This window comes from Flavobacterium sp. ARAG 55.4 (assembly GCF_051846875.1).
In the GTDB taxonomy this organism is placed as follows: Bacteria; Bacteroidota; Bacteroidia; order Flavobacteriales; family Flavobacteriaceae; genus Flavobacterium; species Flavobacterium plantiphilum.
The window spans coordinates 142,955-159,643 of sequence record NZ_JBPYCT010000012.1 but is presented as its reverse complement, the minus strand read 5'-3'; the positions used below and the strand labels follow the sequence as shown (position 1 = coordinate 159,643).

Annotated in this window: 19 protein-coding genes; 5 read left to right on the top strand and 14 right to left on the bottom strand. The window is 31.7% G+C overall.

What is annotated here, in order from left to right; translation table 11 throughout:
- Positions 1 to 111 precede the first annotated feature (111 nt).
- A complete protein-coding gene (locus ACSV4D_RS14160; protein WP_439228768.1) occupies positions 112 to 1,083 on the bottom strand; it encodes a family 43 glycosylhydrolase in 972 nt (323 codons plus the stop codon).
- A 100-nt stretch (positions 1,084 to 1,183) separates the two neighbouring features.
- Entirely contained in the window at positions 1,184 to 1,663 is a 480-nt protein-coding gene (locus ACSV4D_RS14155) for a DUF6265 family protein (protein WP_439228767.1), read from the bottom strand.
- Between the two features lie 145 nt (positions 1,664 to 1,808).
- On the opposite strand from ACSV4D_RS14155, the gene ACSV4D_RS14150 reads away from it, so the two are divergent.
- From ACSV4D_RS14150 to ACSV4D_RS14140, 3 genes are all read left to right on the top strand, one after another.
- Complete coding sequence (locus ACSV4D_RS14150; RefSeq protein WP_439228766.1) at positions 1,809 to 2,969, top strand: MFS transporter; 1,161 nt, start codon at positions 1,809 to 1,811, stop codon at positions 2,967 to 2,969.
- Positions 2,970 to 3,105: 136 nt separating this feature from the next.
- Positions 3,106 to 4,182, top strand: coding sequence for a peptide chain release factor 1 (gene prfA / locus ACSV4D_RS14145; protein WP_439228765.1), 1,077 nt, complete (start codon positions 3,106 to 3,108; stop codon positions 4,180 to 4,182).
- Positions 4,183 to 4,314: 132 nt separating this feature from the next.
- On the top strand, positions 4,315 to 6,378 hold the full coding sequence (locus ACSV4D_RS14140; protein ID WP_439228764.1) for a DUF5723 family protein: 2,064 nt from the start codon (positions 4,315 to 4,317) through the stop codon (positions 6,376 to 6,378).
- Between the two features lie 218 nt (positions 6,379 to 6,596).
- Here the strand turns inward: ACSV4D_RS14140 and ACSV4D_RS14135 are convergent, their stop codons facing one another.
- The 9 genes from ACSV4D_RS14135 to ACSV4D_RS14095 form a co-directional block, all read right to left on the bottom strand.
- Positions 6,597 to 7,244 carry a DUF6565 domain-containing protein gene (locus ACSV4D_RS14135; RefSeq protein ID WP_439228763.1) on the bottom strand — a complete coding sequence of 216 codons (648 nt, stop codon included), beginning with the start codon at positions 7,242 to 7,244 and terminating at the stop codon, positions 6,597 to 6,599.
- A 51-nt stretch (positions 7,245 to 7,295) separates the two neighbouring features.
- A complete protein-coding gene (locus ACSV4D_RS14130; protein WP_439228762.1) occupies positions 7,296 to 7,832 on the bottom strand; it encodes a hypothetical protein in 537 nt (178 codons plus the stop codon).
- A gap of 57 nt (positions 7,833 to 7,889) precedes the next feature.
- Complete coding sequence (locus ACSV4D_RS14125; RefSeq protein ID WP_408082604.1) at positions 7,890 to 8,156, bottom strand: YtxH domain-containing protein; 267 nt, start codon at positions 8,154 to 8,156, stop codon at positions 7,890 to 7,892.
- 31 nt (positions 8,157 to 8,187) lie between these two features.
- The gene (locus tag ACSV4D_RS14120; RefSeq protein ID WP_408082603.1) at positions 8,188 to 8,340 is read right to left on the bottom strand and encodes a lmo0937 family membrane protein; all 153 of its coding nucleotides are present in this window, start codon (positions 8,338 to 8,340) and stop codon (positions 8,188 to 8,190) included.
- A 22-nt stretch (positions 8,341 to 8,362) separates the two neighbouring features.
- Positions 8,363 to 8,992: a porin family protein gene (locus tag ACSV4D_RS14115; protein WP_408082602.1), complete on the bottom strand. Its 630-nt coding sequence runs from the start codon at positions 8,990 to 8,992 to the stop codon at positions 8,363 to 8,365.
- 186 nt (positions 8,993 to 9,178) lie between these two features.
- Complete coding sequence (locus tag ACSV4D_RS14110; RefSeq protein ID WP_439228761.1) at positions 9,179 to 9,703, bottom strand: hypothetical protein; 525 nt, start codon at positions 9,701 to 9,703, stop codon at positions 9,179 to 9,181.
- An 82-nt stretch (positions 9,704 to 9,785) separates the two neighbouring features.
- On the bottom strand, positions 9,786 to 11,552 hold the full coding sequence (locus tag ACSV4D_RS14105; RefSeq protein ID WP_439228760.1) for a CHASE3 domain-containing protein: 1,767 nt from the start codon (positions 11,550 to 11,552) through the stop codon (positions 9,786 to 9,788).
- A 3-nt stretch (positions 11,553 to 11,555) separates the two neighbouring features.
- The gene (locus tag ACSV4D_RS14100) at positions 11,556 to 12,002 is read right to left on the bottom strand and encodes a response regulator (protein WP_408082599.1); all 447 of its coding nucleotides are present in this window, start codon (positions 12,000 to 12,002) and stop codon (positions 11,556 to 11,558) included.
- Between the two features lie 15 nt (positions 12,003 to 12,017).
- Positions 12,018 to 12,581, bottom strand: a complete 564-nt coding sequence (locus ACSV4D_RS14095) for a helix-turn-helix domain-containing protein (RefSeq protein ID WP_408082598.1) — start codon at positions 12,579 to 12,581, stop codon at positions 12,018 to 12,020.
- Positions 12,582 to 12,757: 176 nt separating this feature from the next.
- On the opposite strand from ACSV4D_RS14095, the gene pyrF reads away from it, so the two are divergent.
- Together pyrF and ACSV4D_RS14085 are read left to right on the top strand one after the other, a co-directional pair.
- Complete coding sequence (gene pyrF, locus ACSV4D_RS14090; RefSeq protein WP_439228759.1) at positions 12,758 to 13,576, top strand: orotidine-5'-phosphate decarboxylase; 819 nt, start codon at positions 12,758 to 12,760, stop codon at positions 13,574 to 13,576.
- A 70-nt stretch (positions 13,577 to 13,646) separates the two neighbouring features.
- A complete protein-coding gene (locus tag ACSV4D_RS14085) occupies positions 13,647 to 14,447 on the top strand; it encodes an ABC transporter substrate-binding protein (protein WP_439228758.1) in 801 nt (266 codons plus the stop codon).
- Here ACSV4D_RS14085 and ACSV4D_RS14080 read toward each other — a convergent pair.
- The 3 genes from ACSV4D_RS14080 to ACSV4D_RS14070 all read right to left on the bottom strand — a co-directional run bounded on the left by ACSV4D_RS14080 (position 14,442) and on the right by ACSV4D_RS14070 (position 16,574).
- Entirely contained in the window at positions 14,442 to 14,582 is a 141-nt protein-coding gene (locus tag ACSV4D_RS14080) for a hypothetical protein (RefSeq protein ID WP_439228757.1), read from the bottom strand. The genes ACSV4D_RS14085 and ACSV4D_RS14080 overlap by 6 nt on opposite strands.
- Positions 14,583 to 14,974: 392 nt before the next feature.
- On the bottom strand, positions 14,975 to 15,829 hold the full coding sequence (gene purU / locus ACSV4D_RS14075) for a formyltetrahydrofolate deformylase (RefSeq protein ID WP_439228756.1): 855 nt from the start codon (positions 15,827 to 15,829) through the stop codon (positions 14,975 to 14,977).
- 37 nt (positions 15,830 to 15,866) lie between these two features.
- Entirely contained in the window at positions 15,867 to 16,574 is a 708-nt protein-coding gene (locus ACSV4D_RS14070) for a DUF4197 domain-containing protein (protein ID WP_439228755.1), read from the bottom strand.
- Positions 16,575 to 16,689 lie beyond the last annotated feature (115 nt).

Genomic DNA, 16,689 nt, shown 5'->3' with positions numbered 1-16,689 from the left:
TTGGTAGACACGCTGGACTTAAAATCCAGTGAACAGCAATGTTCGTGCGGGTTCAAGTCCCGCTCTGAGTACAAAAACTTCAATTAGTGTTATGCTAATTGAAGTTTTTTTTTATTTAAAAGAATTTCCAACACCTAATGAAGTTCTCTTTATTTTCTGGATGGTTCCATCTTCATTAAAATAAAGGTTTTCAGCGCACACCTGTCGTTGTTTGTCTCCACAAACAGAATTGTTATCCAGCCATCTGTGATAGAATAAAATCCATTTCCCTTTGAATTCTACAATAGAATGATGATTGTTGCTTTCATTTTCTTCCTCCATAATAACACCTTGATATTTCCAAGGACCTTTAGGAGATTTTGCTGTATAATAAGTCAGGATTCTATTCTCTTCCGGCATGGTATAATAATAAATACCTTTTCTTTTAAAAACCCAGGGGCCTTCTCTTTTAGGTTTGTAACCGCCCATATCCATCGAGTACATTTCTCCTTTAACACTTAATAAATCATCTGCTAATTCAGCAACTAAATAATCTCCGCCTCCATTAAAATATACATAGCCTTTGCCATCATCATCAATGAACAAACAAGGATCATTAGCATAAGGAGTAGTCCATAATGGTTTGCCAATTGCATCTTTAAATGGTCCGGTAGGTGTGTCACTTACTGCAATGCCAATACCCATCCATTTAGTGCTGTTTTTTGGATTAATGCGATCTTTAAATCCAGTACCAGCCGGAAAACAAAAATAATATTTACCATTTTTATAGGCGCAATCAGGTGCCCAGGCAAAATTATCTGCCCACGTAAGCTGATCTACTGATAAAATAGCTCCGTGATCAGTCCAGTTTACTAAATCGCCAGAAGAGAATACATGCCAGTCTTTCATAAAAAAATCAGTTTGACATTCTAAATCATGTGAAGTATATACATACATCTTGCCATCTTTCCAAACATGTGCAGAGGGATCTGCGGTGAATATTTTACTGCCAAAATTAAGTGGATTTTGAGCTTGGGTATCATTTGCGGAGAGAACAGCTATTGCTAATGCGGTCAGCAGTTGAAATGTCTCATTTTTTTTCATTTTATAATTTATATTGGTTAATAGACTTGTAAATATAAATTATTTAAAACAAAAAACCTTGCAGTAAATAGGCAAGGTTGTGGATAGAAGTTTATTTGGATTATTTAGTTTTTACTAAAGTATACTTTTCAGAAGTTTCTTTTTTTAATTGTTGCCCTGAAATATAAGTTATTAAGCTGTTATTTATTCCCTTTTTATAGCTGATTTTTTGAGGATAATCGTTTTTTAGATTTTCAAAAATTAATTCATTTTCTGTATCTTCTTTTAATTGAAAATGAATGGGTTTGTCATTATTTTGTCCTTTTATTGTTGTGCTATATACTAGTGTATCTTCTTTTTGTTGCAGAAAAATACTCTCTTTATGAATAGTATCTTTGTCTTTAATAAATAATGATTCTGCTTTAAAAGTGCTGTCATTTACTTTTTCCCAGTTTTCAGAAAATATTCCGGTATTTGTTTTTACCTGCCAGTTTCCAATAAGCCAATCGGCTTTTTTAATTTGGTCTTTTTCAATAGAGTCATTCTTTTGACAAGCAGTAGCAAGCAAGAGTATTGAAAGAAATGAAGCCGTTGTTTTCATAAAAAAAATGAATTGATATTGTGTCAATTTCAAAGCAAAATTAGTAAAAAATAACAATAGTTTTTAAGAATATTATTTAGGCTTTTTTAATATTCTTTAGCCATTTAAATGATTTATTTTTGCAGTCCAGATAATGTATGGCTTTATGATTTTTAACTATTTTGATAATTTACGTCACTCGAAAAAAGGATATCGATTGGCAACAACTATATTCTTTTTTATTTCCGGTTTTGGATATTCTTCATGGGCATCCAGAATCCCTGCTATAAAAGCCCAATTGCATTTGTCAGAAGCTGAATTTGGAGCTGTTTTATTTGCTTTTCCCATAGGCTTAATGCTGACTATGCCTTTTACAGGAAGGATATTGAATTTATTTAGCAGCCGTTATTGTATGTTATTAGGTGCAGTTTTATTTAATATCGTTTTAGCTTTACCGGGTTTTGCGGCATTTGTATGGCAATTAGTCCTTATATTGTTGATTTTTGGGGGTTCCAGAAATATTTTGAATTTATCGATGAATGCACAAGCGCTGGAAGTACAACGTTTGTATCCTAAATCCATAATGACCACATTTCATGCTGTATGGAGTCTAGCAGGGTTTGCAGGTGCAGGTTTGGGATATGTAATGGTTACTCAGCGCATAGATCCTTCATTTCATTTGTTAGGAATTAGTGTTGCTATGCTTGCAGTAACGGCTTGCTTTTATCCAATGACTTTAGAATGCGAACCATCAAGGGAAAAAAAGAAATTTTTCTCGATGCCTGATAAAACGTTAATGAAATTTGCTATCATCTGTTTTGTTTCTATGGCATGCGAGAATACTATGTATGATTGGAGTGGTATATATTTTCAGAATGTTTTACATGCTTCTCCTAAAATTACAACGGCAGCTTTTGTGTTTTTTATGACCGCAGTTACATTAGGTCGTTTTTTAGGGGATTATGTAGTCATGCGTTTTGGTATCAAAAATATTTTGTTTTACAGTGCTATTTTAATTTCAATTGGGTTCTTAATTAGTTTTCTTTTGCCTTTTATAATTCCTACCATAATAGGATTTGTTATGATTGGAGTAGGTGTTTCCTGTACTGTTCCATTGGTTTTTAGTATTGCTGGAAAATCTAAAAGTTTGAGTAGTGGTTCGGCATTGACTTCTATTTCCACTATTGGATATCTTGGTTTTTTAGTCGTTCCGCCCATGGTAGGATTTATATCTGAGGTATTGAGCATGAAATGGGCTTTTTTAGTTATGGCATTTTTAGGCGGAATTATGATTTATATGGTGAATAAAATTTCGGAAGAGAGTTGATTATAAAGGCACACAAGACAGAGCGTCCTGACAACTATCGGAAGCAGGAAACAGCTCCTGAAAAAATGTGAAAATGGGATTCTAAAATGTGCAATCTTTTTTGTATTTTTGCACTCCAATTATAAGGACTACAACTATGTTAGACAGACTTCAGATAGTGAAACAACGTTTTGACGAGATTTCGGATTTAATTATCCAGCCGGATGTTATTGCCGATCAAAAGCGTTATGTGCAGTTGAATAAAGAGTATAAAGATCTTAAGGCTTTGGCTGAAAAAAGAGATGAATATGTTCTTTTGAAGGCGAATATTGACGAAGCCAATGAGATTATTGCTGACGGAAGTGATGCTGATATGACCGAAATGGCTAAGATGCAGTTAGACGAAGCTAAAGAAAGATTGCCTATTCTTGAGGAAGAAATTAAGTTTATGTTAATTCCTAAAGATCCTGAGGATGCGAAGAATGTTATGGTGGAAGTTCGAGCAGGAACTGGTGGTGATGAAGCCAGTATTTTTGCAGGGGATTTATTCAGAATGTATACTAAATATTGTGAAAGCCGCGGATGGAGAACTTCAGTTGTGGATATGAATGAAGGAACTTCAGGGGGATTTAAGGAAATTATCTTTGAAGTTACCGGAGAGGACGTTTACGGAACATTAAAGTTCGAAGCAGGAGTTCATCGTGTACAGCGTGTTCCTCAAACTGAGACTCAAGGACGTGTGCATACATCAGCAGCAACCGTTATGGTATTGCCGGAAGCAGAAGAGTTTGATGTGCAAATAGATATGAATGATGTGCGTGTGGATTTCTTTTGTTCGTCAGGACCTGGAGGACAATCGGTTAATACAACTAAATCTGCTGTGCGTTTGACTCACATTCCTACGGGATTAGTGGCTCAGTGTCAGGATCAGAAATCACAACATAAAAATAAAGACAAAGCTTTAGGCGTATTACGTTCCCGTTTATACGAAATGGAATTAGCTAAAAAAGAAGCTGAAGATGCTACTAAACGTACTTCTCAGGTAAGTTCTGGGGATCGTTCGGCAAAAATTAGAACTTATAATTATGCTCAGGGACGTGTAACCGATCATAGAATTGGTTTGACTTTGTATGATTTAGGAAATATCATGAATGGTGATATTCAGAAAATTGTTGATGAGTTACAATTAGTTAATAATACAGAAAAATTAAAAGAAGCCAGTGAAGTTTTCTAATCGTTAATTAAATATTATCTGTTAAAAAAAACATAATTTTTTTAACGGTATTAATAAGAAAAAGCACTTAATTTGCGTTATCAAATTAGGTGCTTTTTTTTGTCCCAAATTTATTAACTAATAGTATCAAATATGAAAAAGAACGTATTTCTTTCGTTGTTTGCTTTTGCAGCTTTTTGCACTGCCAATGCACAGTCTTATTTAGGTTATACACCAGATAATTATGCTGGTGTTCAGGGAGTTTTGTTTAACCCGTCGTCTATAGTTGACTCTCGTTTTAAAACAGATATCAATTTGTTTTCAATGAGTTCATCAGTAACAAATGATGCATACGGAGTTAAGATTTTTGACGTTTTTAAGGACGGTTATGATTTTGATTTAGAAGCTAAAAAAAGTTTTAGCAATGCTAATAACGCAGCTTTTAATGCGGATGTTATGGGACCATCGGTTATGTTTAATATCGCTCCTAAGCATTCATTAGCCGTTTATACAAGAGCAAGAGCTTTTGTTAACGTTATAGGGGTTAATGGACAGGTAATTAATGATCTTGCAAAAGATGATATGGAAAGTTTTCCTGAGGCAAACGTAGGAAGTTTTAATGGAGTTGGGAATTCTTGGGGGGAATTAGGAATTTCTTATGCTGCTGTTTTATACCAAAGAGGACAGCATTTCTTAAAAGGAGGTATTACTGCTAAATATTTACAAGGAGTAGCTAATTATCATATTCAGGGAAATGATGTAACAATGGAATTTAATGAGGATTTGATTTTGCCAGAAAACAGTACTTATACAACTACTGGTTCAGCAGTTTATGGTTCTAGTCAGGATTTTGAAACGAATTCAGATTTAGATATTAATTCAAAATCAAGAGGTTTCGGATTTGATTTAGGTTTGACATACGAATGGAGACCGGAATATAGTGCCGACAGAGCGGATATCAACGACTTAAAAGAAGTAAATAAATACAAATTACGTTTTGGTATTTCTGTTACAGATATTGGTTCTATGAAATATGAAAAAGGAATTCGTAATTTGTATGATCTGGATTATACTTTTACTCAGGATAATTTAGACGATGCTGATGGTATTTATGATTTATATCCAGCTTCTAATAGACAGCAAATTAACGGAACTGTTAAATCATATTTACCAACGGCTTTACATGCTGATGTAGACTGGAATATTTACAGAAGATTTTATTTGAATGCTAATGGTGATCTTGGAGTGGTAAGCAGAACAAAATTAAATCAAAACAGCATTGCTAATCGTGTGAGTATAACACCACGATATGAATCAAAATGGTTTAGTGCTTATATTCCTGTATCTTATATGGAGTATAGTGAACAGGCTCAGGTGGGACTTGGTTTGAGAACTGGAGTATTTTTTATCGGATCTAGTTCGATAATTTCAAATGCAATTTCAAAAAGCTCCAGAGCTGCTGATATTCATTTAGGATTTAAAATTCCAATTTACCAAAAAAAAGCTAAAGATCAGGATGGAGACGGAGTTTTAGATAATGAGGATGAATGTCCTACTGTTGCCGGACCTGTTGAAAATAACGGATGTCCGTGGGGAGATCAGGATAATGATGGTGTCCTAGATAAAGACGATAAATGTCCAACTGTTGCCGGACCAGCTGCTAACAATGGTTGTCCGTGGGAAGATAAAGATAATGATGGGGTTTTGGATAAAGATGATAAATGTCCATCTGTAGCCGGACCAAAAGAAAATACAGGTTGCCCTTGGCCGGATACTGACGGAGACGGAGTTGTGGATAAAGATGATAGATGTCCAAAAGTAAAAGGAACTTTAGCAAATAAAGGCTGTCCTGAAGTTACTACAGAAGTGATAAAAAAATTAAATGATTTTTCTAAATCAGTTTTATTTGATTCTTCCAAAGCTACTATTAAACCTGAATCCCATGATAAATTAGAAGGAATTGTAAATGTAATGGAAGAATACAATAATGCTAATTTTAAACTGGAAGGACATACTGATAGTACCGGAAATGTTGCAAAAAATCTTCAGTTATCAAAAGACAGAGCTGCTGCAGTGAAAGATTATCTGATTTCTAAAGGTATTAGTGCTGACAGACTTTCTTCCGAAGGTTATGGAATTACCAAACCAATAGCTACTAATAAAACAGCTGAAGGAAGAGCTCTAAATCGCAGAGTAGAAGTTGTTTTAATTAAATAATCTAATTTTATCTGAAAAAGATTAAAAAAAAAGCTATTTCACAATTTGTGAAATAGCTTTTTTTAATTGACATTTATTCTGAAAAGTTAAAAAATAATGAGGTCGTAAATCCCTATTATTTTTTAATTACACAGTTTATATTATAGTGCCGATATTACAAAAAAGCTTCTTCTTTAAAGAAAAGAAGAAGCTTTTTTTAATGTAACAGAAAGCAATTATTATTCTTTAGCTTCTGCGTTTTCATCAGATTTAGCTGTTGCTCTGTTAATGCGATACATGGTAGCAAATTTTATTTTCAGACCTGAAATTTTGATATTGTCTTTAGAAGATAATCCTTCTTTTTCAACAGTATTTTTTCTGGTATCTAAAGCTTCATATAACAGTTTTATTTCATCCCATTCCTCTCTGTTGTAGGTATCTTTGTTTTTATCTACAGTATCAACAAAGTGAGAGTATACATCAGCAATATTATCTTTATTTACCCAGGCAAAACTCATATCCTCACTTATTTTTTCAGTAAATAATGTACTTCTTAAGTTTTCACGGAACATAGCGTTGCGTTTTTGTACCACTTCAGCTTTATATTCTTCATATTTAGTGGCTATTTTATCCATATCCGCTTCTTTTTCAGCTTTGTTCTCCAAGTTGTTAAGAGCTTCTTCGGCTTCCAGTTTAGTTTGCTCGTATTTGGCTTGGATGCTCTCCCAGTTTTCACTGGTTTCTTCAGCAGCTACATTACTTATAGAGTCTACGTAAGATTTAAATTGGTCTACTTTCTTATCAGCCATTTCTTTTTTTTCATCTTTACATGAACTCATGAAAACAGCTATTGCAGCGAGAACTAGAAATTTATTTAGATTTTTCATTTTTTATAAATTTAATTAATTTGAATTATGTTATTTTTTAATGTTATGTATTTAAAGTCTAAAACCGTAGGCTAGACGTAAAGCAATTTGACTCAATCCACTATCTGCATTATTATTTCTCAAAGCAGGAAAATCAGGCAGATATTCGTAACGAACGCTTATGTCAATATATTTGGTAGCGTATCCAATACTTGGACTTAATAACAGAGATTTGTCATTGTAATTATTTGTTACTGCAAAAGCAGCACCTACCTCTCCCATTAAATAAAATTGATCTTCTAAAACAAAAGCTTTAAAACCCAGTTTAGCCGGAATATATCCTAAATCATTTTCATCACCGCTTATAAACAGATTATTAAATCCTGTGGTAGCTGTAAGGGAGTATTTTTTTGATAAATCATATTGCAATCGAACGTCTCCTCCCACATTAAGGTCGTAAGGATCTTCGAATGGATAACCTACAGTGGCACCAATTCCTAATTTAAATTTTTGTTCATAGTTGTCATTAGGAAGGTCCTGAGCCGTAGCTTTAGTTGTACCTGCGACTAGTAAAGCCACTATTGCTAAATTTTTGATTGCATTTTTCATAATTACAATATTATTTGTTGAACATGTTAAACGAAATATTACGTTCGGAAAAACAGATTAAACTTTATCGGCAATTTCGTTTGCCACTTTTGATTTTTCCTCCTGAATTACTTCTTTTGCGTTGTGAGCAACAGACTGGTACTTATCTTCAATTTTTTGAATTGCTTTATCCAGATCATTTTTTACATTGTCCTTTAATTCTTTTGTCTTGTCTTTAATTTTTTTTCTGGTGTTTTTTCCGCTTTCTGGAGCAAATAGAACTCCTAATACTGCTCCTGTTAATAATCCACCTACTATTCCTACTATTACTTTATTTGTGTTCATAATTTATATTATTTATTTAAGTTATTAATTTTTAAAGCCTTCTTCCGCTTATAATTCGCATCAGTACAGCAATAACTGCTATTACTAATAAGATATGAATTAAACTTCCGATGCTGTATACGAAGAATCCTAAAGCCCAGAATATTACCAATAATACTGCGACTAAATACAATAAGTTTCCCATGATTTTTTAGATTAAATTTTTTTTATAGTTTGAAACCAACATACACACTTAATGCGCTGTTTTTTGAATCTGGAAAAGTATAAGTTTCTCCGGCAAATGTTCTTTCTTTTCCAATAGTCTGTAATCCATAATTGTAACGAACCCCTATTGAAGCAGATTCAAAATCAAAACCTACACCCGCTGATAAACCATAATCCCATTTGTTTAAATCATCATTATTGATGTTTTCTTCAAAATCGAAAGATCCGCTATCAGTTTCATTAGTTGCTTTTCCATCCAATAAGTATGCAACATACGGACCTAAATGCACATTAAAATTTGGTGTGACATTCAGTTTTAATAAAACTGGTAATTCTAAGTAATTCAATTTTAATTTTGTGGTTCCTGATGCAAATACATTATCATAAACTAATTCAGAACCTTTTCTCGAATAAAGAAGTTCAGGTTGAATAGATACCGATGAAGCAACAGGAAAGTTAGCAAATAAACCGGCATTAAAACTGGTTAATACATTATTGTCATCTACATCTTCAGTATAAAGGTTCGTAAAATTAACTCCTCCTTTAATACCTACTGAAGGTTCCATATCCTGAGCTTTAGTAAAATTTACAAATGATAAGCAAACTGCTGCGGCTAAAAATAAATTTTTCATGATTTATATTTTATATTATTAATTATTATAAGATGCAGCTCCTAGGCTACATTACAAAGGTGCGATATGTTTAGTTTTCTCCTATTACAGGATATTTTGAGACTTTTATAGAATTACCATTTCGCGCATAAGCAAAAAAAACACCTTATATAAGGTGTCTTTTGTTTATATTCTCTGGTAAAATATTTATTGCTTTTCTTGCTCTTGAATTGTCTGGATGTTTTTTGTTAGAATCACAATTGTTTCTTCAGCAAGTATTTCTAATTGTTTATTAGGTGTTGTTTTGCTGATTTTTTTATATTGTTCTAATTCATTTTGAAGCAGAATGTTGGTTTTTTTTAAATAAGAAGTTACGTTAGCTTCGCTAATAAAATCTTTTAAGGTATGAGTATCATATAATGTGTTAGGAATAATGATAAAATTGTCTTTTGCAATTTTTCTAATACCTTTTTTTAACTCAAGATGCTCCGTTTCTATTTTTTTAAATAAAAGTCTTGTAGGTTTTTCCATTTTATATTCCTGAGCTTTTTGAGTAATGGCAACTACCTTTAAATTGGATTCTGCAATTTCAATTAAAGTCTGGGGTATTATTCTCATTTCAGGAATATCCTTTTCAGGTCTGGACTTTTTCTCACAGGAGCATAACATCATGCAGCAGATGGTAGCCAGAAATAAGTGAAAAACAGTTTTTTTTCTTTTTAAAAACTTCATTCGGAGTGTTTTATTTAAAAGTAAAAAATAATTTAATATACAATTTACATCATTTTTTTATAATATTAAACAATGGTTTCGCTTAAAGGGGCAGGTAAATTTCAAATTCAGCGCCTTCATTCAGTTTTCCCTTGGCAAAAATATATCCTTTATGGTTTTCAACTATTTTTTTACAAATAGCAAGTCCTACTCCTGTTCCAGGATAATCTTTTTTACCATGTAGTCTGTTGAATAATAAAAAAATTCTTTCGGCATATTCCTGCTCAAACCCAAGGCCATTATCTTTAATAGTGATTTTTATATATTCTTTTTTTGATTTTTCATTTAACTTTGGAGCTTTGGATGCTTTTATTTTTTTAGATGTTACTGTCACTACAGGCGGAACATCTGTTTTAGAATATTTTAAAGAATTACCTATCAGATTGATGAATAATTGCTCCAGTTGAAAAGGAACACCCTGTAACTTATGTAATTTTTCGGTATTTATTTGGGCTTTTTTCTCAATAATACTTTCTGAAAGCTCACTGACAGCATTAGAAAGAACATCATTCAGATCTACAGCTTCAAATTTCTTTTCTGATCGGTTTGTTCTTGAGTATTGTAGCAAATCATCAATTAAAACCCGCATTCTGTTAGAGGCTTCCTGTATTTTTAAAAAATAATCTTTTGCTATTTCGGATAAGTTTTCTCGTTCCTTGTCTTCAATTCTGGAAATAAACGTTTGAATTTTTCGTAAAGGTTCCTGTAAATCATGACTGGCTACATGATTGAATTCGGTCAGTTCTTTATTATTTTGTTCTAATTCCTTATTTCTTAATTCAATAAGTTGTGTTTTGTTAAAATCTTCGGTAATATCCTGCGTAGTACCAATCATTTTTTGATTATGCAGTCTGTCGACAAATATTTTACCAGTAGTTCTGAAATAACGAATTTCTAAAGTGTCTTTTTTAATTATTCTGTAATAAGTAAGAGGCAGGAATTTTTTTTCTTTAATTTGCTGAAAAGCATCAATAATGATTTCTTTGTCGTCAGGATGTATATATTCAAATAAGTTTTCAACTGTAGGTTGGAAAGACTGAGGTTCATAACCTAATAAACGAAATTTATTATCCGAATAATCAAAAGTTTTATTTTCAAGGTTTAATAACCAACTTCCGTATTTTCCAAGTATTTCGGCCTGATTGCTGGATTCATCAAATATTTTAAGTCTGATGTTCTGATTTACTAAATCCTTATAATTTTTAATAATTAACAAATATCCTAAGCTTAAAAGCAAAATAGAAATCAGGAAAGTTGAAAATATAATTAAAGGGGTATTGGAGTTATTGTATCTGTAAAGTTTTCCTTTTGAGTTTAACAATTTGTTTTCAGCATTAAGCATGAAATTTACTTCTGTTTTTAAGGAATCCATGATTAATCTCCCGTTTTTAAAATGAGAGTTAAATTCTTTTTTGCTGGTAAAATCATTCTTAAAATATGAAAAACGCTTGTCTACTAAATCATAAATTCTTTTGAGTCTTATTTGTTTTCTGGAGTCATTTTTTATTGTGTTTCTCAATGACTGAAAAGAATTATTAATGTTCTTACGGGCGTCCATAAACGGATTCAGATAGATGGAGTCATTGGTGATGATGTAACCACGGTAGCCCGTTTCGGCATCTTTTAAATAGGAGGTAAGCTGACCTAATTCAATTGAAATTTCATAAGTATTGATAATTGAATCATTAATCTTATCTAATTCTTTTATATGTCTGTAAGTTACAGAGGCTAAAAAAATTAAAATAAAAAAAGCGATTAAAAATACAGCCCTTATGAAGCCTATTGAATCAAATAACTTTGATTTAAACATTTTTTACATCCTTAATAAAAAATTATCTTTATTTAAACCCGAAGTTATATACTGCCAGTTTAGTGTTACTACTTCGGATAATACTTGTTTTAATTTTCCAAAATTGCTTGGTTTTTTAATATAAATATTAGCTCCCAATACAAAGGTGTTTTCAATATCCTCTTCAGAAGAAGAAGTGGAGTAAATAGCAATTACAATGTCTTTAAATTTAGGTTCAGCTTTAATTTCTTTTAAACATTCTATTCCTGATTTTAAAGGCATATTTAAATCCAGAAAAATAATATTAGGTAAAATGCTTTCAGGATCGTAAAGAAAATTCATTAAAGCAACACCATCATTTACTGTATTAACTACAGTATTAATTTTTAATTCATCAAAAGCATCTGTGAAAAACATTCTGTCGTCTTCGTCGTCATCTGCCAGGGTAATTAAGATGAAATCTTTTTGCATATAGGTATTTGGGGTTTAATTGATATTATGACTGCTAAATTCGTTACGTTTTTTCAATATTCGCTGAAATGCCGAAGGTGTAATTCCGGTAGTGTTTTTAAACTGTGAACTTAAATGTGCTACACTGGAATAATTAAGTTTAAAAGCAATTTCTGTCAATGTCAGATTATGATGTGTAATTAGCTTTTTTACATACTCAATTTTTTGAATAATGATAAAATTTTCAATCGATGTATAGGTAACTTCTGAAAATAAATTAGAGAGGTAACCATAGCTGTGATTGAGTTTTTCGGCTAAATATACCGAACTTTTAACTGTTGGAGCATCTTCGTTAAAAATCATCTCTATAATTGTTTCTTTTATTTTCTGAACAATAATGTTTTTCTGGTTTTCAATTATTTCAAAACCATACTCGTTTAATAATGAGCTTATTTTTTCATATGTAACAGTATCAATTTCTTCTAAAAATAAGATTTCATTAGTGTTAATTATGTTGTATTTGACATTGAAAGTGTCTAATTTCTCTTCTAATATTTTTTTTATTAATAGAGACGTATCTGTTTTTAAAAATAATTTCAAGGTGATTATTTTAAGTTATTTTAGTAAAAGTAATAAATAGGTTTATTATTTCACAGTTTTTGGATATTTGTTTGTTCAAATATAAAGCGTATTGTAGAATTTTTATCGAAATTTCCGCATTTTTTATATAAATTTAGGATTGGCTTTGTAACTTTGCGTTTTGTAAAATAAAATTAATGACTACACAACAGCTTATTGAGCAAATAAAGATAAAAAAATCATTTCTATGCGTAGGTTTAGATGTTGATTTAAATAAAATTCCACAAAGTTTTTTAGCATTAGAAGATCCAATTTTTGAATTTAATAAAGCCATTATTGATGCTACTCATGATTTAGTAGTAGCTTATAAACCGAATACCGCTTTTTTTGAAGCTTATGGTATTAAGGGCTGGATGTCTTTGCAAAAAACAATTAACTATATTAACGACAACTATCCAGAAATATTTACCATTGCCGATGCTAAACGTGGCGATATTGGGAATACTTCTTCTATGTATGCCAAAGCATTTTTTGAAGATTTAAACTTTGATAGTATAACTGTTGCTCCTTATATGGGAAAAGATTCAGTAGAACCTTTTTTAGCATTTGAAGACAAACATACTATAATGTTAGCGCTAACTTCTAATGAAGGTGCTTTTGATTTTCAAACGCTTGATGTAGACGGAAAAGAATTGTATAAACGTGTTTTAGAAACTTCTAAAACATGGAAAAATAGTGAGAATTTAATGTATGTTGTGGGGGCGACTAAAGCAGAGTACTTCACGGAAATCAGAAAGATTGTTCCGGATAGTTTTTTATTAGTACCGGGTGTTGGAGCTCAGGGCGGAAGTTTGTCAGAAGTTTGTAAATACGGCATGAACGCCAGTGTAGGTTTGCTGATTAATTCTTCAAGAGGAATTATCTATGCATCAAAAGATGCTGATTTCGCTCAGAAAGCAAGACAGGAAGCTTTAAAAATACAACAGGAAATGGCTGTAATTATGCAGGCGGAATAATAAAACAAAGCATTTGTAAAGTTAAAACCATTAATTTTTTAATGGTTTTTTTATTTTAAATATAATCAGAATGAAATCTTATTCTTTAATCGATGCAGTCGGTATTGTACATACTTTTGATAAAGTACCGCAACGGATAGTTTCTTTAGTGCCTTCGCAAACGGAGTTATTGGTCGATTTAGGTTTAGAATCAAAAATAGTAGGGATTACTAAATTTTGTATCCATCCAAAACATTTAAAAAATACAAAATGCATTGTGGGTGGGACAAAAAAAGTCAATTATGATAAAATCAAAGCTTTAAAACCGGATGTTATTATTTGTAATAAGGAAGAAAACACCTTAGAAATCGTTGAAAATCTTCGTGCTGTATGTGCGGTGTGGGTAACCGATATCGTTACAATTGAAGATAATTTTAAAATGATAGAGGATTTTGGAAAGCTTTTAGATTGTAATATTGAAGCTAAGCTTTTGATCTCCGGATTGTCTTTTGCTCTAAGTGATTTCAAGCAATTTATAGAAAGAAAACCCATTCGGAAAGTAGTTTATTTTATCTGGAAGAATCCTTATATGGTTGCAGGTTCGGATAATTTTATAAATGAATTATTAAAATTAAACCATTTTGAAAATATTTTTGAAAACCAACCCAGATATCCTGAAATGCAGCTTCAGCAAATAAATGAAGCAGCTGATTTGAATTTTATGTTTCTTTCTTCAGAACCTTATCCATTTAAGCAAAAAGATATTTTGGAAATGAAGGCATTAGTAAACCAGCCTGGAATTATTTTAGTTGATGGTGAAATGTTTTCGTGGTACGGAAGCCATTTATTAAAGGCGTTTCCTTATTTTAAAGAACTGCATTTAAAATTATAACTTGCAGGATTCAGGAATTAATTTGTCTTGTTTTTTCTTAGTTGCAGGAGTTTCTTTTTGCTTTACTTTAATTAGTGCTTTAAATTCTTCCTGTAGCTTTTTTATCTCGCTTGTCTCTTTCAGTAATCCCTTCATAACAGTAAGTTTTTTGCAAATTTACAGTTTCATAACATTAAAAACCTAGTTTTTTATGTTAAGTTTAGCTTTTTAACGCTGTTTTGGAGTGAAAATTAAGAATAATATTAATTTTTAACGTGGGGAAATTGCAATTATACTGCTGGAAAAAAGGTGGAAAAAACAGTATATTAAGTGATATAGTTTAAACCAAATGGTCTTAAAATAAAGAAGTGCCGGTATTAAATAATACCAGCACTTGTTTAACTAACCAAAACCAAATATAATAAATAACCAGTTCATTACATTGCAAAGATGCTACTAAATAGGCTTAAACGCTGTTAAGGTTTTGTTATTACTTTGTTGGTTATAAGTTAAGTTTTAAACATGTGTTTAAGAAATGTAAAAAACGATTAAGAAAAAATTACGGTTTTGTTATTGTATACCATTGTTTTACGTTCAGCATGTAGTTTTATAGCTCTTGCTAACACACTTCTTTCTAAATCCCGTCCTTTAACAATGAAATCTTCTATAGAATGACTATGCGAGACTCTGGTAATATCCTGTTCAATTATCGGACCTTCATCTAGTTCCTCTGTTACATAATGGCTCGTTGCTCCAATAATTTTAACACCGCGGGCAAATGCCGAATGGTAAGGTTTTGCTCCCGGAAACGCAGGTAAAAAAGAGTGGTGAATGTTGATTATCTTGTTTTTGTACAATTCAATTAGTTGGGGAGTGATGATTTGCATGTATCTGGCCAAAACGATAAAATTGATGTTGTATTCTTTCAATAAAGCAATTTGTTGTTTTTCTCCTTCCTCTTTAATGTTTTTATGAAAAGGTACATGATGAAAAGGAATTTCAAAACGTTCGGCTACTCCTTTTAAGTCTTCGTGATTGCTTATAATTAGTGGGATTTCCAGAGGTAATTCACCTGCGCTGTAACGTCCTAAAATATCATATAAACAATGGTCGTATTTAGAAATAAAAAGTGCCATTCTGGGTTTGTATTCCTGAGTATAAATTTCCCAGGACATATTGAATTTATCAGCGAGGTTGTTTTGGAAATCTTTTTTAATTAATTCCAGATCCCAGTTTTGAGTACTGAATTCGCATTCTAAACGCATGAAAAAAACATTTTCATTAGCATCAACATGCTGATCCAGATAGATGATGTTTCCTTCTATTGCTGCAATATAGTTAGTTACTGATGAGATAATTGCTTTTTGATCCTCGCAGTGGATCAGGATGGTTATTTTTTGCATTTTTTAATTATTACTTTCTTTCTGTAAATTTTTTAATTTATTTGTTGTCCTGCATCGCAAATACTCTTTGTAGTAAAGGAGTTGTTCTGGCACTGATGTTATTTCGGATATTTTTTTCTTCAACGGCAACCATTTTAAAGACACCGTTCATGGCTTGATTTGTAACGTAATCTGTTAAATCCGGATTTACTTTAGTAACCAGTGGAATGCTGTTGTATTTAGTAATGATGTTTGCCCAGACTTTATCAGCACCTACTTTTGAAAATGAATTTTTGATTACAGGGTTGAATTTACTGTATAAAGATGTAGAAGTGCTGTTTTGTAAATAGGTCGTTGCTGACGTATCATTGCCCAGTAAAATTCCTTTAGCGTCAGTAAATGACATGTTTTTAACTGCTGATACAAATATGGGTGTAGCTTCTTTTACGGCATCTTCTGCAGCACGGTTGAGTACTTTTAGTCCTTCATCAGCTAATGAGCTTAATCCTATTCGCCTTAATCCGGTATCTACTTTTCTCAGTTCTTCAGGAAGCAGAATTTTTACGGCTTCGTTTTTATAAAAACCATCTGTAGCAGTGAGTTTACTCACTTGTTTTGTGATACCATTATTTAAGGCTTCTTTTAATCCGTTGGCAATATCAATTGTTCCGGTAGTTCCGGTTTGAGGCATTTGACTAAGGACTTGTTGCATCTCTGCACAACTAAAAAAACTAAACACTAGCAGGAAAGGAAATATTTTTTTCATTTTAAAGAATGTCTTTATTTGTTTTTATATTATTGTTGTCAAAAATACTATTTATTATAATAAGTACTCACTTAGATTATTTATTGCTTAAAAAAATAAATAGAGATATATTTTA